The organism is Desulfocicer niacini (assembly GCF_054657595.1).
The window spans coordinates 20,893-39,694 of the sequence record NZ_BAAHYK010000036.1 but is presented as its reverse complement, the minus strand read 5'-3'; the positions used below and the strand labels follow the sequence as shown (position 1 = coordinate 39,694).

12 protein-coding genes are annotated in these 18,802 nt (G+C 45.5%); 10 read left to right on the top strand and 2 right to left on the bottom strand.

From position 1 onward, the window contains the following. Positions 1-120: 120 nt before the first annotated feature. Complete coding sequence (locus ACYQ2M_RS17935; RefSeq protein WP_459917749.1) at positions 121-1,680, bottom strand: sigma-54-dependent Fis family transcriptional regulator; 1,560 nt, start codon at positions 1,678-1,680, stop codon at positions 121-123. A gap of 229 nt (positions 1,681-1,909) precedes the next feature. On the opposite strand from ACYQ2M_RS17935, the gene ACYQ2M_RS17930 reads away from it, so the two are divergent. From ACYQ2M_RS17930 to ACYQ2M_RS17920, 3 genes are all read left to right on the top strand, one after another. Next, the gene (locus ACYQ2M_RS17930; protein ID WP_459917748.1) at positions 1,910-4,957 is read left to right on the top strand and encodes a molybdopterin-dependent oxidoreductase; all 3,048 of its coding nucleotides are present in this window, start codon (positions 1,910-1,912) and stop codon (positions 4,955-4,957) included. Between the two features lies 1 nt (position 4,958). Continuing rightward, positions 4,959-5,816, top strand: a complete 858-nt coding sequence (locus ACYQ2M_RS17925) for a 4Fe-4S dicluster domain-containing protein (RefSeq protein WP_459917747.1) — start codon at positions 4,959-4,961, stop codon at positions 5,814-5,816. Positions 5,817-6,300: 484 nt separating this feature from the next. Further along, the gene (locus ACYQ2M_RS17920) at positions 6,301-6,531 is read left to right on the top strand and encodes a tautomerase family protein (RefSeq protein ID WP_459917746.1); all 231 of its coding nucleotides are present in this window, start codon (positions 6,301-6,303) and stop codon (positions 6,529-6,531) included. A 476-nt stretch (positions 6,532-7,007) separates the two neighbouring features. Here ACYQ2M_RS17920 and ACYQ2M_RS17915 read toward each other — a convergent pair whose 3' ends face one another. Continuing rightward, positions 7,008-8,585, bottom strand: coding sequence for a sigma-54-dependent Fis family transcriptional regulator (locus tag ACYQ2M_RS17915; protein ID WP_459917745.1), 1,578 nt, complete (start codon positions 8,583-8,585; stop codon positions 7,008-7,010). A gap of 729 nt (positions 8,586-9,314) precedes the next feature. On the opposite strand from ACYQ2M_RS17915, the gene ACYQ2M_RS17910 reads away from it, so the two are divergent. The 7 genes from ACYQ2M_RS17910 to ACYQ2M_RS17880 all read left to right on the top strand — a co-directional run bounded on the left by ACYQ2M_RS17910 (position 9,315) and on the right by ACYQ2M_RS17880 (position 18,612). Then, entirely contained in the window at positions 9,315-11,549 is a 2,235-nt protein-coding gene (locus tag ACYQ2M_RS17910) for a molybdopterin-dependent oxidoreductase (RefSeq protein WP_459917744.1), read from the top strand. A 10-nt stretch (positions 11,550-11,559) separates the two neighbouring features. Next, on the top strand, positions 11,560-11,892 hold the full coding sequence (locus tag ACYQ2M_RS17905; protein WP_459917743.1) for a 4Fe-4S dicluster domain-containing protein: 333 nt from the start codon (positions 11,560-11,562) through the stop codon (positions 11,890-11,892). 86 nt (positions 11,893-11,978) lie between these two features. Further along, entirely contained in the window at positions 11,979-13,025 is a 1,047-nt protein-coding gene (locus ACYQ2M_RS17900) for a TRAP transporter substrate-binding protein (RefSeq protein WP_459917742.1), read from the top strand. Between the two features lie 283 nt (positions 13,026-13,308). After that, complete coding sequence (locus ACYQ2M_RS17895; protein ID WP_459917741.1) at positions 13,309-13,791, top strand: TRAP transporter small permease; 483 nt, start codon at positions 13,309-13,311, stop codon at positions 13,789-13,791. Beyond that, positions 13,788-15,089 carry a TRAP transporter large permease gene (locus ACYQ2M_RS17890; protein WP_459917740.1) on the top strand — a complete coding sequence of 434 codons (1,302 nt, stop codon included), beginning with the start codon at positions 13,788-13,790 and terminating at the stop codon, positions 15,087-15,089. Before ACYQ2M_RS17895 ends, ACYQ2M_RS17890 begins: the two co-directional genes overlap by 4 nt. Positions 15,090-15,184: 95 nt before the next feature. Then, the gene (locus ACYQ2M_RS17885) at positions 15,185-17,794 is read left to right on the top strand and encodes a molybdopterin-dependent oxidoreductase (protein ID WP_459917739.1); all 2,610 of its coding nucleotides are present in this window, start codon (positions 15,185-15,187) and stop codon (positions 17,792-17,794) included. Beyond that, a complete protein-coding gene (locus tag ACYQ2M_RS17880; RefSeq protein ID WP_459917738.1) occupies positions 17,794-18,612 on the top strand; it encodes a 4Fe-4S dicluster domain-containing protein in 819 nt (272 codons plus the stop codon). The genes ACYQ2M_RS17885 and ACYQ2M_RS17880 overlap by 1 nt, the downstream gene beginning before the upstream one ends. The last annotated feature ends 190 nt before the right edge of the window (positions 18,613-18,802 follow it).

Here is an 18,802-nt window from a genome sequence, read left to right as displayed (position 1 = left end):
CGAGAATGATTATGCCATCATCCAACTTTTTATTTTGAGCCGTTCCGCCGGTACAATGGACCTGGGAACTGAATCTGAAAAGATTATCATACGAATGACCCTTTGTATATGCGAAGCACATCACTGAAAAGAATGTATATTTTTTTCCCGGCGATAGGCCCGGCCATAGATAATATCAAGTTTTTTCATTCTATTTCTCAGGGTGTTGGGATGAATACCCAATATGGCTGCGGCACCATCCGGCCCATTGATTTTACCCTGGGTCATGGTAAGCACCTTTTCAATGTAGCGTTTAACCACATGATCCAGGGTAGCCCCTTTTGATTTTCTTTTCAACGGCACATAAAGCTCATGACCATCATTTTCTATGGCGGTGTCCAAAAAATGTAAGGGACCCTGTCGGTGCTGAATAAGTGCACGTTCAACGGTATTTTCAAGTTCTCTCACATTTCCCGGCCAATCCCACTCAATCAACTGAGCAAGATCCTCCGGTGCAATTTCAGGAATTTTATGAATACCCATCTCCCGGGATTTCTTTTCCAGAAAATGATTCACCAGAAGGGGAATATCCGATCTTCTGTTGCGCAAAGGGGGAATGACAATGGGAAAGGCATTTATACGAAACCACAGATCTTCCCGAAAGGTCCCCGCTTCCACCATCTTCTTCAGATTTCGATGGGTGGCCACAATCACCCGGATATCCAGCTGGATGGCCGGGGAGCCCCCCACCCGTTCAATTTCCTGAGTCTGTAGCACCCGGAGCAGACGAATCTGTGCCCAGGGCGGCAGCTCTCCGATCTCATCTAAAAAAATGGTTCCCCGGTGGGCCCGTTCAAAACGCCCCTTTTTCTGGGATACTGCACCGGTGAAGGCGCCTTTTTCATGACCGAACAGTTCACTGTCAATGAGATTCTCCGGTATGGCACCGCAATTTACCTTTATAAAGGGTTTATCTCTACGGGGGGACAGGCGATGAATGGCATTAGCTATCACCTCTTTACCCACCCCGGTTTCACCCAAAATAAGCACGGTGTTCTTAAGATAGGCCACCTGATCCACTTTTTTAAACACCCCATGAAGTCCATGGGCTGCCCCCACCACATCATCCCCTGACCGGGAAAACAGCTCACTGTTAAGATATCGGTTGTCGGCGATCAATTGCTCCTGGAGCCTCAGAAGTTCCTGGTGCTTCAAGGCATTGGCCATGGCAATGGCAAAGGGCTCTTTTAAAAGAGAAAACAGTTTCAGATGGACATCTGTGAATTGATCCGCCCCTTTGGCAAAAAGATCAATCACCCCCAGACGTTCCACCTCAATGTGCAAACGCAGTGCAATAAATGAATACTCCCCCAGATTCAGTTCCCGGGTGATGATACGGCCCATGGGATCCTGTTCAGGATGGTTTATGATCATGGAATTGGTAAGCCGTTCACCGCTTTCAATGGAACGAATAAGCTCCCGGGGAAGCTGTATGGTTGTTTCCATCTTTTCACCCCCGTTGGCATCGGCCTTTGCCACATAGCGAAGCTGTCCCTGACCGGGCTCATAGATGTTAAGATATATCTTATCTGCAGGTAAGTACTGGGAAATATAGGATCTGCACCGGCTTAATGCGACTTCAATGTCAAGACTGCTGCATATCAGCAGGGTGGCTTTTCTAAAAAAAACATCTTTATCCATTAAAAACATCCTGGGTATTGAGAATAAAATTCAGGGGAACGATGGTATTTCACCATATATGGGTATATAACACATAATTTACCATATATGGTAATACAAACAACCAAATACGGTTTTCTATATCAATATTCTTCATAAAGACCTGTTTTTACAAGGCTAAAATCAATGGCACGACTTTTGCTAAGATTTAGATAAAAAATCAATACATCCCCCAGGAAGGAGAACCACCATGGGAATTTTTAGAAAATCCATACAGTCGCTGCTCGTTGTCACAGGCCCCCATCTGTTAAGGCTAATGCTTTTCAGTTTGGGCTTGGTGCTTAAAACCAGGGGCCTTCTGGACCCTATCTTCAGAAAACGGCTGAAGGAAAAAAACTTAACGGCCCGAATAAGAATCAAAGACAGGAGCATCGGGCGCACCTTTTATTTAAAAAACGGCTCCATTTCCAGCACCAGTGACATGGCTAAGGATGTGGATGTCACCATGACCTTCCTGGATGCCCCCACCGCCGTATATCTCATGCTGCGTCGAAACAACCTGCACGTCCAGATCCATGCCATGAAAAATTTCCACATTGATGTAAAAGGCCCGGATGACTTGACCATCTGGTTCATGCAAACCCTTGTCATGGTGGAAAAGTTTGATTCGCCCAAGGATTTTGGAACCCCCCTTAAAAACGGGGTCATGCGCTACACCAGCAACACCAACGGCGGCCCGGTATTCGTCCATGTAAAAGACGATAAAATCATCCGCATCATTCCCATTGAATTTGATGAAGAAGATGCAAAGCCCTGGACCATATCCGCGCGGGGTAAAGAGTTCACGCCCCCCCGCAAAGGCACCTTGAGCCCCTACGTCTTTGCACTGAAATCCCTTATTTATTCCCCGGATCGCCTGCTTTACCCCATGAAACGGGTGGATTTTAACCCCCATGGAGATCGAAACTGTCAGAACAGAGGCATATCAGGATACCAGCGCATCAGCTGGGATGAGGCCCTTGATATTGTGGCCGGAGAAATCCAGAGAGTCAAGCAAACCTACGGACCCGGTTCCATCATGAACGGCAGCGGCTCCCACCACACCTGGGGGAACCTAGGATACTGGTTGAGCAGCCGCAACCGTTTCATGAACACCATCGGTTACAGTCCCGTGGCCCACAACCCCGACTCCTGGGAAGGATGGTACTGGGGAGCCATGCACCATTGGGGCAACAGCATGAGAAACGGAGGTTCCGACACCTATGGTACCATCGAAGATTGTCTGAAAGAAGCAGAGATGATTGTTTTCTGGTCCAGTGATCCCGAAAGCACCAGTGGGGTGTACGGCGCCTTTGAAGGCACCATCCGACGTCAATGGGCCAAAGAGCTGGGCATTAAAATGGTACACATTGATCCTTATTACAACCACACCGCGGCCCTGTTGGGCGGCAAATGGCTTGCCCCCTTGCCGGATACGGGCAATGCCATGGGCCTTGCCATTGCCCATGTATGGATCACCGAAGATCTTTACGACAAAGAATATGTGGCCACCCGCACCAATGGATTTGAAATCTGGCAAAATTATATTATGGGAAAAGAGGACGGCATTGAAAAAACCCCGGAATGGCAGGAAAACGAAACCCATGTCCCGGCCAAGGATGTCAGGGCCCTTGCAAGACAATGGGGAAATAAGAAAACCTATCTCTCCCCGGGGGGACTTGTGGGATTCGGGGGAGCCTGCAGAAGTGCCACCGGCATTGAATGGGCAAGATCCATGGTGTGTCTCATGGCCATGCAGGGCCTTGGCAAACCCGGTGTAAATCTGGGATGCCTCCAGCAGGGCACCCCGGTGGACACCAATTTCTTTTTCCCGGGATATGCCGAAGGTGGTCTTTCCGGAGACCTTTACGGAACAGCTCTGAGCATGAATCTGTACCAAAGAATGCCCCAGCTGCCCACCATGAACACCGTGGCCCAGCTCATCCCCCGCCTGCGCATCCCCGAGGTATTTCTCAACGGCAAATGCGAAGGGTATCCCACAGACCCCAAAAACATTGAAGGCCAATTTAGAAATTTCAAATACCCGGCACCAGGCTACTCGCCTGTTAAGATGTACTATAAATACGGTGGGTCTCATTTTGGTACCATGCCCGAATCCAATCGGTATGCCAGGGCCTATAAAAGTGACAACCTGGAATTTGTGGTGAACCAGTCCATCTGGTTTGAAGGGGAAGCCAAATTTGCTGATATCATCCTTCCTGCCTGTACCAATTTTGAACGGTACGACATCGGAGAAACCGCCAATTCCGGTGGTTACAGCCACCAGCAGTTTACCCAGTGGAACCACCGGGTGATAACCTTCCAGCACAAATGCATTGAACCATTAGGGGAATCCAAATCCGATTATCAGATTTTTCTGGAGCTGGCCCAACGCATGGATCTTGGAGCACCCTTTTCCGAAGGTAAAACCGAGCTTGAATGGTGCAAACGACTTTTTGATGCCAGCGACATGCCCACTGTCATGACCTGGAAAAAATTTCTTAAAAAAGGCTATTATGTGGTGCCGCCCCCCAAGGAAGAACTCAGGGCACCGGTATCCTACCGCTGGTTTGCCGAAGGGCGGAAAAAGGATGTACCGGAACTCTCCCCGTTACCGGCGGATTACAGCGGCAAATGGAGAGAAGGCCTCCAGACCCAGACGGGAAAACTGGAATTTGAATGTTCAAGCCTTAAACGGTTTGCACCGGATGATCCCGAACGGCCCGTCATCTCAAAATATATCACCTCCTGGGAAGGACCTCGCTCCACCGAAATTTTAAAAAAATATCCGCTGCAGATGATCTCCCCCCATCCCCGGTACAGTTTTCACACCATGTTTGACGCCAAGGACGGGCACATCAATGATGTAAAAGATCATCGGGTCCTCATTGATGGACACTATTACTGGATTGTTCGCATCAACTCCCTGGATGCCCGGTACCGGGGCATTAAAAACCACCAGCTGGTGGAAATGTTCAACGACCGGGGCAGCGTGGTGTGCGCGGCCCAGGTAACGGAACGGATACCGCCTGGAGTAGTGCACTCCTGTGAAGGATCTGCCCAGTACAACCCATTGGGAGAACCAGGAAACTCCACGGACATCGGCGGCTGCATAAACCTGTTGACGCCGGGAAAAGGAATCATTAAGAAATCCCACTCATCGGCACCCAACTCCTGCCTTATTGAGGTGAGGCTCTGGGAGAAAAAAATATCAGAAAAATCGCACACCCACGGCTCAACCCATGGAGAGGATAAATAAAATGAAACAATGGTGCATGGTCATCGACATTGAAAAATGTGAAAACTGCAACAACTGCTTTCTTGCCTGCAAGGATGAACACGTGGACAACGATTGGGAAGGCGTTACCATGGCCCAGCCCAGCCACGGTCATCGCTGGATGAATATACTGAGAAAAGAGCAGGGAACCTTTCCTAATATCAGTGTGGCCTACCTGCCAAAGCCCTGTTATCATTGTGCAGATGCCCCCTGTGTGCAGCACAGCCACAATGGAGAAGTCATCAAAAGAGAGGACGGCATCGTTATCATTGATCCCCGCCGGGCCAGGGGGAAAAAGGACCTGGTAAAAACCTGCCCCCATGGCGCCATCTTCTGGAACGAGGAGAATCAGATCCCCCAGAAATGCACTCTGTGCGCCCATCTTCTGGATGATGGGTGGAAGGCACCCCGGTGTGTTCAGGCCTGTCCCACAGAAGCACTGACCTTTCATTGCCTGGAGGCGGAAGAGATGGCAGCCTTTATTGCAGACAATGCTCTGGAGAATCCGGCAGGTACCACCAATGGAACTGGAGGTGTGGTCTATTACAAAAACAGCCATCTCTTTTATAAAGGGTTCATTGCTGGCAGCGTGGCCACCCGGGAAAAAGGAATTGAAGAATGCGTACCGGATCTCACTGTGAGCCTTTTTAAAGACGAAAAAAAAATGGCCCAGACCACCACCGATGGATTTGGAGACTATCGTTTTGAGAATATTCCACTTAACAGCGGTTCTTATACCATAGTGATAGCCCGGGAGGATGAGCCATTAAAAGAGATAAGCTACATGATGGGCAAAAGTGGTTTTGCTGAAACCACCTGGATTGAGATCGGTTTTTTATAAAACAGCTGCCAATGTACAAACAGCCTAACTATAAGGCTTACAACCTCTCAACATTTCAGTGTAGTAAAGCTTGCTTTTCCTTTAAACGCCGGGTAGTATTTTAAAAAATTTCATGAATGCCAACAAATTATGATCGAGAGCTAATAATTTTTAAGCTAAACATCCAAATCAACACTCGTAAAGTGTACCGTTTTCATCATAAAAAAGTGTTCAAAATATTATCGCTATGATATTCAGGAGACAACACGAAATATCGTGTAAAAATTTTATAATAGATGACTTCAACTTTTGTTTTTCCAAGAACAAACGTTCATACTCATAAACTTATTTTTAGAAGCCCGCAATTCGGGGAGATAGCAAAAACTATTGTTTCCCAAAAGTGCAAATTACTTTTTGGGTCATATGAAGGATGCCAAAAAATGGATATTTTTATTCATGAGAAGTCTCTTAAACCGTATTTTGTTTTATCACGGAAGGATTATATATGGCCTTTGTATCGGTAAAAGTGATTAAAGATTTATTAACGGACGAGCAGAAAGTAAAAATTCAATCTGGCATAACCGATGTTATGACCAGTGTAATAGGAGAGGACAGAAAAAATGAGTTAAAACAGAATATATGGGTAGTTATTGAAGAAATTCAAGATAAAAATTGGTCCTTTGGAGGGGAGGCGGGCTCACTGGAATTATTAAATATATTTACTAAGGATCTTTAGTGTTATCCTTTTGATCTTAAAATCAACTTTTTTCGCCAAAGGATAAATAGACAATGCAGTGCAACAAATGCCACATTACCATCGAACGTAATAGTGAACACGACATATTAAATGGACATGAACTATGCAGCAAGTGCTACAACAAGTACTGTTCACCCCAAAATATTAAAGAGAATATCCACTCAAAAGAGTTGCATTGGGAATATAAATGCCAAACATGTTTAAACGTTTTCTCCATCAAGGTTCCCCATGGCCCAAAGGAAGAAAAGGCTGTGAGGTGTTCAACCTGTGGAAGCAGTGATATCCAGAGAATCAACAAATGTAATCTTTCCAATACGGCTGCCGGGGGTTGATAGTCAGAAATGGAAACCGTGTGTTTCTAAAAAATGCTGTCTCCTTGAGTATCAATAAATGGTATGCTATTAATCGGGTGCCTCCCATTGGAAGATTGAGCAGGGGCTTATCGGAAATAAGCGTCAATATTTAGAGGGCCTTTTTATCCCCAATTTCATCATTCTTGACTCAAGAGTAGATGGTTTCATATCTAAAATTTCTGCAGCACCTTTTTGCCCTCTGACTCGCCAATTGGTTCGTTTTAAAACTTTAACTATATGCTCTTTTTGGACATCATTAAGTGTCATATTGGCACCATCTGAGGGTATTGGATTTTGTATTATTTCAACTTTTAGTTTGTTTCCCGGTGAAATAATAACGGCACGTTCTATGATGTTTTTTAACTCTCTAACATTGCCTGGCCAATGATGGGCCTGCAGAATTTTCATTGTATGATTACTTATATAATCAATTTTTTTTCCCATTTTTTCACAAAAATACTTCACAAAAAACCAGATCAGAGAAGGAATATCTTCACGTCTTTCCCGAAGTGGCGGAATGGTAATGGGAAATACGTTTAATCGATAGTAAAGATCCATTCTGAATTCACCGGTTTCAACGGCACGCATAAGGTTTCTATTGGTAGCTGCAATAATCCGCACGTCCGATATGATGCTTTCATGGCCACCAAGCCTCTCAAACTGTTTTTGTTGAAGGACACGAAGTAATTTTGATTGTAGATCCAGGGGTAACTCCCCTATTTCGTCAAGAAACAAAGATGAACCATGGGCCAATTCAAAACGGCCGATTCGTTTTGATTGTGCGCCGGTATAGGCACCTTTTTCATGTCCAAACAGTTCACTTTCAACCAGATTGGACGGCAGCGCTGCACAATTGAGCGTTATCATGGTACGATTCTTACACCGACTGAGATTGTGAATGGCCTGGGCCAATAACTCTTTACCGGTCCCGGTTTCTCCTAATATCAGTACGGTGGAATCCGTTACTGCCACCTGTTCCACCTGTGCCAGCACCTTGTTAATGGAGGGACCCTGCCCGATGAATTCCCCGTGGGCATGCTGAAGGTTTATCTCTTCTTTTAAAAATGTATTTTCAGCCTCCAGATGCTCTTTTAACTGGTTGATTTCAGCAAAAGCTCTGTATAGTTTTTCTTCTGCTCTTTTCCGCATTAACGCATTCGCAAAAACCTGACCAAGCAAATTGAATCTCTGCAAAAGCTTATCATTCCATTGCTGGTGGGAGAGCACAGATACAAATCCCAGCACTCCTAAAAAAGTACCCGCAACGGCCAGTGGAATAAGTACTGATGATTTGATTTTATTTTGTGAGAAATGGGCCTTTTCCGCCCACGCTTCATCGGGCAGGTCATCCGGTGAGTCAATTACCAGGGCTCTTCCGTTGTAAAGCATTTTTTTATACCATGGCAACTGCTTGTTGATAACAATGTCCGGCATTCTGGGAACGCCCGGTGCGGCATAGGCATGGGTGACTCTCAGTTTGGTTTTGTCACTGTTGAATTCAGCGACACTACTTCTGTCAATTCGCAAAATCTCAACAATCTGTTTCAAGCTGCATACAATTTCAGTGTCAATTTTAGTGGCTTCTAAATTGATAAATCTTGTGGATAGTTCAGCAAGCATTGTTTCAAATCTAAGCCGTTCCTCAACTGCACCAACTCTGTTTATCTCCTTTATCATCATCGTCCCCATTCCAATTTAACGTTCACCCACCTTGTCACGAAGGCTCATGTTGTATTTCAGGGTCTTATATGGATAGGCTCAGGCTTGCGTTATGTTTATGTGCATTATCATTGAAGATCTTTGTATGTATAAATTGGCCTTGGTCACGCCAATAACACAAGCCTGACCCCATCGACATAGCAAACATTTCGGCATAATAGACAAAAGACCCCAAAATGCAACATGAGCCTTCTCGAATTGGTGGGTATTTTTTTCGACAAAGCGACTCCGATATATCGTGCGAAACCCGAAATATGGGATAAGCACCCCAACTCTTATCTTATACAATAGCTTTTGTCAAACCTTTATTCCCCTTTGATATCAGCACAATATAATTAATTACATGTAATTTCAATACTGGCATCAATTTTGAATATAATTAATTACATGTAATTTCAATACTGGCATAAATTTTGAGCTCTCTATTGTGAAAAAACGTCCGAAACATCTATTTTATTCTCAGGAGTTCAAAATTTTATATCACCTGAAACGATCCTTTGGAAGACGGACTGGCCAATACGTCAGACATACATCCCAAAATTCATGGAGTCATATTGTCCTATCCGTTCAAGGGCATGAACCAAATTGAAAAAATAGAATTTATGCTGATCTAACCCACTATCTAACAAAATGTGAGCTGTTTAATAAACGGTGGATCAAAGGAATAATAATAACATAAGGAGAACGATAATGCGCAATAGCAGCGATGTACAGATTTTTCCAACGACAGTATGGTCGGCTGGTGCAGGATGTCATGGTGCCTGTGGACAAAAACTCTATGTCAAGGATGGAAAGCTTGTCAATATTGAAGGAGATGAAAATGCTTCTTTTAATCAGGGGCGCTCATGTCCCAGGGTGTTGGCACTCAAACAGTATGCATATCACCCGGATAGAATTACCACTCCCCTGAAACGGGTGGGTAAGAGAGGGGAAGGAAAATTTGAACCGATCTCATGGGACGAAGCTTTTGATACTTGTGAAACACGACTAAAAGATATTCGTGCCAAACACGGTGCGGAATCCGTTGTTTTTGCCCAGGGTACAGGTAGAGATGTGGGTGGACCCATCTCCTTCATGGCGTATAATTACGGCAGTCCCAACTGGGTACAACTGGGGCTCTCCGGGCAGTCGTGCTACACTCCCAGGCTTGGGGGGATGAAGGCGACCATGGGAGATTTTGCCGTCATGGATGCATCTCAATTTTCAGAAAAAAGATATGATGATCCGGAATGGGAAGTTCCCAAGGTGATTCTCGTATGGGGACAAAACCCACCCCCCACCTGTTCGGATGGTTTTTTTGGCCACTGGATTGTGGATTGCATGAAAAAAGGAAGCCAGATTATTTCAGTGGATCCAAGACATACCTGGACTTCTTCACGGGCGAAGTACCATTTGCAGATTCGCCCGGGAACCGACGGAGCTATGGCCCTTGGCATGCTCAACATCATCATCAACGAAGAGCTGTATGACAAGGCGTTTGTAGAAAAATGGACCTATGGATTTGACGAACTCAAAGAGAGAGTTCTGGAGTATCCTCCGTCCAAGGTATCTGAAATAACCTGGGTACCTGAAGATCTTATCGTTAAAGCTGCTCGACTATATGCCACCAGCAGCCCGGCCTCCCTTCAATGGGGTGTACCCATTGACATGAATCCGGAGGCGACCAGCGTTGCCCAGGCAATTACTCATCTATGGTCCATCACCGGAAATGTTGATATACCAGGTGGTAACGTCATTGCCAGGCCTTCCCACGGGGTAACCACCTATCCCTACTCCACCGAAGAGCTGGTGGGGCTTTACGGGCAGGAACTTGTGGATAAACTCAATAAATTGCGCATCGGGTGTAATGACTATCCCATGGTGAAAGGCTTTCGAGGATGGGCTCAGCCAGATATGGTCATTGATCAGATTGATAGTGGAAAACCCTATCCCATCAAAGGTGCCTGGATTCAAACGGCCAATGTTCTCGGCGGCCAGGCTGCACGGGCCAGGTTGCACTATGATGCACTGAAGAAGTTGGATTTTGTTGTGGTTGTGGACCTGTTTCATAATCCCACGACCATGGCTCTTGCCGATATTGTATTACCAGCGGCCACCTTTGCGGAAAAGGACAGTTTCAGATCCTGGTGGGTACCCCTTGGTGTAATGCACAAGACCATTCAAGTGGGTGAATGCAAGTCCGATTGGGAAATTAATCTTGAAATGGCCAACCGCCTGAATCCCAATTGTAAATATAAAACGGTGAAAGAGTTGATCAATGACCGCCTGTCAGTTGCTGGCGTAACCTTTGATGAACTGGTGAAGTCAGGTTCCCAGGCAATGCCGCCCAAAGGACACTCCAGCAGGCCGTATCACCGACATGAAAAAGGCCTACTGCGTGGGGATGGTAAACCTGGATTCAACACAGAAACCGGTAAGATTGAGCTCTATTCCAAGGCCTTTGAAAGCTGGGGCATTGACCCACTTCCCTTTTTCAGAGAACCTGCCCAAAGCCCCACACAGGTGCCTGAATTGTACAAAAAATATCCTTTAATTATGATTACCGGCGCACGATCTCATCTCTATTTTCACTCTGAACATCGCATGATTCCCTGGCTGCGTGAAAAAAACCCACATCCCTATGTTGAAATTCATCCGGAGACTGCCAAGGAGTACAATGTCTATGACGGTGAGTGGATTTATCTGGAAAACGATCTGGGTAAAGTCAAACGCAAGGTGCGTATCTCTTTGAGGGTGCATCCTAAGATGATCCAGACCCTTCACGGCTGGTGGATGCCGGAAATGAAAGGCAGTGAACCAGAACTTTTTGGGGTATGGGACTATCAGATCAACAAAATTATTCCCGGGCCACAGGACAGCAATTCAGGTTTTGGTGGTGGTCAGTATAAAACAACCCTTTGCAAGCTAACAAAAATCGCTGAATAGGAGATAACTCATGGTTAAAAATGGATTGTTGATAAATTATGAATACTGCACCGGATGTCACACATGTGAAGTCGCCTGTCAGCAGGAACACGATTATCCAGCTGGGAAATGCGGTATTAAAGTCACTGAATATGTCTATCCCGTGGATACAAGGCCTGTGGCAATCGACTTCTTGCCGTTTGTGACAGAACTCTGTGATCTTTGTGCAAAACGATGTCAGGAAGGAGAAGTGCCAGCTTGCGTAAAACATTGCCAGGCTTTCTGCATGTCATTTGGACCTCTGAACGAATTGGCCAAACAAATGGAAACAACGCCTCGAACTGTTTTGTACGCTCCACACTGATAATAAATTACAACTAATCACCCCATTGCGATTCGGGTAAATGCCGGATCGTAATGAAAACACATAATCCGAAAACAATCAGATGAATGGAGGTAGTTGTGAATAAAGTCAAATCCTTATGTGTGTTATCTGTTTTATGTCTCTTTATATCCTTTGCCAGTCCATGCTTGTCCAAACCGATTACGTTAAGTTTTGCCAATCAGAATCCGGAAACCAGTTGGAGCGGCATGAACGCCATTGCCCCCTGGGCCAGACAGGTGGAAAAAGCCACAAACGGCCGGGTGAAAATTCAGACATATTATAGCCAGACACTTACCAAGGGTAAAGATGCCTGGAATGCAACAAAGCTTGGTATTGCTGATCTGGGATGGTGCTTTCATGGCTACTGGCCTGGCATGACGCCCATTGCCGATGTTATCAGTCTTCCGGCACTGCCATTTAAAACAGCTGAAAAAGGCAGTGAAGTGTTTTGGAAATTGTATGAAAAATTTCCTTCCATTCAAAAAGAATTTTCTGACAATAAAATATTGCTGCTTTTTGCAAGCCATCCCTACATTCTCATTACCACCAATAAACCCGTTAAAACCCTGGAAGACATGAAGGGCATGAAAATTCGCATGAGCGGTGGGCCGCCAACTGAAATGTTAAAAGCCCTGGGGGGAACTCCCATGTTGATTCCCATGCCGGATAATTACATTTCCATGCAGAAAGGGGTCATTGACGGAATGGGAGCACCCTGGGAAGCAATCCATGGCTTCAGACTCTATGAAGTAGCAAAATACTATACCCAAACCCCTTTTCCAGCTGTCTATTTCTCCATAGCCATGAACAAGAGTAAATGGAACAGCCTCCCCAAGGATATTCAGGAGGCCATAATGGGTGTCAGTGGGTTGGAAGGATCAAAATTCTGGGGACACAATTTTTTTGATACGGCCCGGGAAGGGGTTATGGAAAAAATCAAGGAGCAGGGACAAAGTGTTGAGATTATAGATCTGTCAGATGATGAACGTCAAAAATGGCTTGATGTGGCTGGCAAACCCATATGGGACAAATGGGTTACAAAAATGGAACAAAAAGGAGTTTCCAATGCCAGAGAAATTCTCGACACGGCTGTTAAATTAAGCCAGGAATAACGAGTATCCTTCATATTTGCTAAAAAATTTACACTTCTGGGGTAAGGGTGATTGCCCCAGGAAGTGTAAACTGTCAAATAAAGAATGGCGGAGAATCATAGAAGTCCACAATACCGCTCAATTGAATCCAGCGTTTACACACGCAGACCACCAGCCCTGCTGCGCTTCTGAAATCAAGTGATACCTGAGCCGGTGTACCACAAAATCAAACCAATGATCTTCATTGATGATCATTGGCTGTTTTTCCTTATCATATCAGTAACCATTTCTCATAAGGAGGGTCATGCTGACCAAAATTAGTAAAACCGCTACAGGGATAATGATTGCGATCTGTTCAACTGTGCTGGCGATGATGATGTTTCTCACCGCTTTGGATGTGGGGCTTCGTTATCTGTTTAACCGCCCCCTGGCCGGAGCCTTTGAGCTGGTTGAGTACATGATGGCCATTATTGTTCCTTTCAGTATTGTTTATTGTGCATATGAAAAAGCTCATGTATCCGTTGAATTAATTCTGGAGCGTTTTCCCTTGGGTGTACAACGTTTTTTTGATCTCTTTACCACCGCTGTTTCCATTATATTTGTCAGTTTAATTGCCTGGCAAAACTTTCTTTACATCGGCGAGTGTTATGTTTCTGAAATGACTTCAGCCGTTTTGTTAATACCCGCATATCCCTTTGCAGTTCCCCTTGCCATTGGTATTTTAACATTTGCCCTGATTCTTCTTTTGCATTTATCTCAAGCTTTATCGGAGGATTTAAAAAAATGAGTCCAACAATGGTCGGTATTCTGGGCATCTGTATCTTAATTTTTCTTATATTTATTCGCATGCAGATCGGCCTCAGCATGGGAATAGTGGGCTTTCTTGGCTTTGCTTATATTGTTGGCATAGATCCGGCTTTAGGATTGCTGCGAACCGTCCCCTACACAAGCTTTGCGAATCAAGGCATGAGCGTTATACCACTGTTTATTCTTATGGGTTCATTTGCCTTTGCCGCTGGCATGAGCGAAGATCTTTATCGTACGGTGCATAAATGGCTGGGACATTTCAGAGGCGGTCTGGCAATGGCCACGGTGGCTGCCTGTGCATGCTTTGCGGCCATCAGTGGTTCCAGCCTTGCCACTGCAGCCACCCTTGGCAAAGTGGCCATGCCTGAAATGGAAAAGTATAAGTATGATCCTGGCCTTGCAACGGGTTCCATTGCAGCCGGCGGCAGCATCGGGATTTTAATCCCACCCAGCGTAATTTTGATTATTTACGGCATTATCACTGAACAATCCATTGGAAAGCTGTTCTTGGCGGGCTTTGTGCCAGGTGTTCTGGAAGCGGTGTTTTATATTATTGCCATAGTAATTATTACCCGTAAAAACCCAGAATTAGGACCTCCAGGCCCACGTGCCACGTTGAAAGAGAAAATGCAGTCCCTTTTAAAAACATGGGAGGTGATTGTTTTATTTCTCGTGGTGATTGGTGGAATTTACACCGGTGTTTTTACCCCCACCGAAGCTGCCGGTGTAGGTGCATTCGGAACCTTCTGTTTTGCTGGATTGCGTCGTAAAATGACGTGGACTGTTTTTAAATTAAGCCTTAAGAATACCGCCTCAACAACGGGGATGCTGTTTCTTATTGTGTTGGGGGCCATGATATTAGGCTATTTTTTCTCAGTGAGTCGTCTTCCCTTTGAATTGGCCACAATGGTGGGCGAACTACCGGTGAATCGCTACTTTATTTTGTTGATAATATTAGTTGTGGTGGGTCTGCTTGGCACAATCATGGACTCCATGGCCATCGTTTTACTGACGATTCCGGTTTTTTTCCCCATGATTTTAAACTTAGGGTTTGATCCCATCTGGTTTGGTATCCTTGTCGTAAGGGTGACTGAAATGGGCTTGATTACACCTCCTGTGGGTTTGAATGTCTATATTATCAAGGGCATTACAGGGGTGCCCATGGGAACCATCTTTCGGGGCCTCAAACCTTTTTTAATTGCTGACATCTGTGAAATTATTTTTCTAATTACGTTTCCTCAAATCACACTTTTTCTACCGGGGTTAATGTCATCTTAACATGAAATCACAGGGTTTTATCATAACGTCGGCCATTCTGGAAACAGGGGGTTGGCAATAGCAGTATTACAGATAGATTAAAGGTGTTTATACTAATGAAAAAAATTGTCACAAAAGACAAGACCGTTTTAAGATCGCTTGGCCTTGCTGGATATTTTGGTGGCGGTGCCGAGGGCATGGTTGATGTCAAAGACGGCAAGATCGTCAGAGTTCGTCCCATGCAATATGGATGGAAGTATAAAAAAGAAGAGGTACGGCAATGGAAAATGACACGCAATGGAAAATCCATTGAGCCCACCTGGAAATCACTTCCAGGTCCTTTTTCATTGTCATATAAAAAAAGAGTATACTCACCCAACCGTGTTAAATATCCCATCAAACGGGTCGACTGGGATCCCAATGGAGATCGTAATCCTCAAAACCGTGGTAAAAGTAAATACGTTCGCATCTCATGGGATGAAGCCACTGACATTATTGTCGGGGAACTTAATCGCATTCATGAACAATATGGTCATAACGCAGTTCTACTGCAGGGGGATGGTCATGGTGAATGTAAAACCATTAACACTCCCCACGGCCATGCAGGGGTCTTGCTGGATCACCTGGGTGGGTTCACACTTCAAGTACGTAACCCGGACAGCTGGGAAGGCTGGTACTGGGGGGCCAAACATGTTTGGGGTCAGGGTGCACAGGGTGCCATGTATCCAGCGGCGAACATTATTAAAGATACCACGGAGAATGCTGAACAGGTACTTTTCTGGGGATGCGACCCTGAGACCACCCCGTGGGGATTTACCGGACAGTTTGCCAGTCGACTCTGTTACTTCTGGAAAGAGGTGGGTATAAAACAAATTTATATCTGTCCCGATGTCAACTATGGATGTGCCATTCATGCAGATAAATGGATTCCAATATTGCCCAACACTGATTCTGCTCTGCAGCTTGCCATTATATATCTGTGGATTATCGAAGAGACCTACGATAAAAAATATGTTGAAACTCATGCAGTGGGCATGGACAAAATTTCTGATTACGTTCTGGGGAAAGAAGATGGTGTTCCCAAAACTCCAGAGTGGGCGTCAAAAAAATGTGGTGTCCCAGAATGGACAATAAAAGCCCTGGCCCGGGAATTTGCGGCAAAAATCACCTCCATCGCCCATTATTTCGGAGGAGGCTTTATTCGAGGTGCATTTTCCCACGAACCTGCAAGACTTGAGTGTATTTTACTGGGCATGCAGGGGCTTGGCGGCCCCGGGGTTCATCAACATCAATTGACCTACCATGGAATGCCCCGGGCCGAAGGCCTGGCTGGTACCTTTTTCTGGAACCCAGAGATTGAGGAGCGCCTCTCCATGCCGGTTTTGAGTTCAGTAACGGCCTGGCAGGAGCAGATTATTCCTAAAACATTAATTCAAAGGGCCATTGATTCCGATGAACCCATTGTGTTTCATGGGACCGGCGCGCAGAATGCTTTGGTGATGGATCAGTTTAATAGCTATACATTTCCCCTTCCCAAAGAGGACGGTGGCAGTGAGATTCACATGATATGGAGCGATTCTCCCTGCCGGATAACCTGCTGGAACGATGGCCATAAAACGCAATTGTCCATGCGTAATCCCAAAATAGAAACCATTGTGGCACAGCATCCATGGATGGAGAATGACTGCCTGTACGCTGATATTATTCTGCCTGCCAATACCTTCATGGAAGTTGATGATATTCTCACCAACATTCGGCAGGGAATCATGCAACCCAATATTATGATTGCCGACAAAGCCATTGAACCCATTGGAGAGTCCAAAAGCGATGCGGAGATTGTTCTGGAAGTGGGTAAAAAGATGGGGTATGAGAAGGAGCTTACCGATGATATGACAGTCCCGGATCTTCAGAAAAAAATCTGGGAATACATGGGCGGTGAAGATCTGGTCAGCTGGGATCAGCTTCTGGAGAAAAAATACTGGTGTTACAATACGGCTGAGGATTGGGAAGAGGATAGGCCCGGCTTACGAAAATTCTACAATGATCCTGAGCGTTCTCCTTTACCCACGGATACGGGTAAACTTGAATTTTATTCCGCAGCACTGGCCAAAACATTTCCCCATGATAAAGAGCGTCCGCCCATTCCTAAATGGATAGAAAAAAGTCACAATCATGATGATCGTCTGAGCAGTGATCGCGCCAAGGTTTACCCGTTACTGCTGATGTCCAACCATGGTAGATGGCGCGTGCATGCCCAGTGTGATGACATTCCCTGGACCAGGGAAGCCCCCACCTGTAAGGTGGTGGGACCGGATGGGTATAAATATGAACCCTTATGGCTTCATCCTTCAGAAGCCAAAAAACGGGGTATAAAACAGGGTGATATTGTAAAAATATTCAATGAACGTGGCATTGTTCTGGCAGGAGCCTATGTTACGGAACGTGTTATCCCTGATGTCTGTTACATTGACCATGGTGCCCGTCATGACCCCATAAAAACAGGTGCCATAGATCGTGGTGGGGCCATTAATACCATCACCCCGGAAAAGATTACGTCGGATAATTGTGTGGGCAATGTGGTCAGCGGATATCTGGTCCAGGTGGAACGGGTAACCGGCAATGAATTTGACCAGTGGAGAAGAGATTATCCAGAAGCGTTCGAGAGAAAATATGATCCAGGCGCTGGCCTCTGTTTTGACGCCTGGATTGTGGAAGGAAATAAATAATGAAAGCGTTTTATCTTGATTTATCAATCTGTAATGGATGTTACTGCTGCCAAATTGCCTGTAAGGATGAGCATGTGGCCAATGACTGGACCCCCTATGCAAAGCCCCAGCCTGATACAGGACAATTCTGGATCGGTATTGAGGAGCAGGTACGGGGTCAGGTTCCCAAGGTCATGGTTTCCTATATTCCAAAGATGTGCCATCACTGTGATGATGCACCCTGTATTGAACAGTGCCAATCCAAGGCCATAGAAAAACGAGATGACGGTCTTGTGATCATAAACCCCGAAAAATGTACCGGTTGCAAGTTGTGCCGGGATGCCTGTCCCCATGATGCCATATTTTTTAATGAAAACCTCAACCTGGCCCAAAAATGCACCGGTTGTGCCCATCTCCTGGACAATGATCCCGAATGGACCGTACCCCGGTGTGTGGATCAGTGCCCCACAGAAGCCCTTAAATTCGGCGAAGAAGCCGATTTTCAGGATTTTATCAAGGAGGCTGAAACATTAAACCCCGGATCGGGAACCCAATCAAGGGTCTTTTACAAGAACCTGCCCAAAAAATTTGTGGCCGGAACTTTGTATGATCCCTTAAAAAAAGAGGTGATCATAGGTGCCTTATGTACATTGACTGAGAATGATACCGGAGAATCCTTTACTCAAGTAACGGACAACTGGGGTGACTTCTGGTTCCACGGCCTTAGAGATAATTGCAATTACTCGTTGACCCTGGAAAAAGATGCTAAAACACACAACATCCATGATATTTGGACACGGAAGGACATCTGCCTGGGTGATATTCCCATGTCCATATAACTGCCACGGGCAGACCGTATTCTGATCCGGCTCTGCCCACAACGAAGCTTGAAATACGCCCCTGATTTGCGGAGTATTTCATATAAACCGACACGGGCAGACCTTATTTCGTCGCCTGGGTCTGCCCACAACAAATAATGAAAGACTAATATTATGCATTGGGGTCTTTTGTCCATGATTCCGAACTGTA

Bases quoted from the DNA above. Each gene is read 5' to 3' on its own strand.
- ACYQ2M_RS17935 (WP_459917749.1), bottom strand. From the start codon at position 1,680: ATGGATAAAGATGTTTTTTTTAGAAAAGCCACCCTGCTGATATGCAGC.
- ACYQ2M_RS17930 (WP_459917748.1), top strand. From the start codon at position 1,910: ATGGGAATTTTTAGAAAATCCATACAGTCGCTGCTCGTTGTCACAGGC.
- ACYQ2M_RS17925 (WP_459917747.1), top strand. From the start codon at position 4,959: ATGAAACAATGGTGCATGGTCATCGACATTGAAAAATGTGAAAACTGC.
- ACYQ2M_RS17920 (WP_459917746.1), top strand. From the start codon at position 6,301: ATGGCCTTTGTATCGGTAAAAGTGATTAAAGATTTATTAACGGACGAG.
- ACYQ2M_RS17915 (WP_459917745.1), bottom strand. From the start codon at position 8,585: ATGATGATAAAGGAGATAAACAGAGTTGGTGCAGTTGAGGAACGGCTT.
- ACYQ2M_RS17910 (WP_459917744.1), top strand. From the start codon at position 9,315: ATGCGCAATAGCAGCGATGTACAGATTTTTCCAACGACAGTATGGTCG.
- ACYQ2M_RS17905 (WP_459917743.1), top strand. From the start codon at position 11,560: ATGGTTAAAAATGGATTGTTGATAAATTATGAATACTGCACCGGATGT.
- ACYQ2M_RS17900 (WP_459917742.1), top strand. From the start codon at position 11,979: ATGGAGGTAGTTGTGAATAAAGTCAAATCCTTATGTGTGTTATCTGTT.
- ACYQ2M_RS17895 (WP_459917741.1), top strand. From the start codon at position 13,309: ATGCTGACCAAAATTAGTAAAACCGCTACAGGGATAATGATTGCGATC.
- ACYQ2M_RS17890 (WP_459917740.1), top strand. From the start codon at position 13,788: ATGAGTCCAACAATGGTCGGTATTCTGGGCATCTGTATCTTAATTTTT.
- ACYQ2M_RS17885 (WP_459917739.1), top strand. From the start codon at position 15,185: ATGAAAAAAATTGTCACAAAAGACAAGACCGTTTTAAGATCGCTTGGC.
- ACYQ2M_RS17880 (WP_459917738.1), top strand. From the start codon at position 17,794: ATGAAAGCGTTTTATCTTGATTTATCAATCTGTAATGGATGTTACTGC.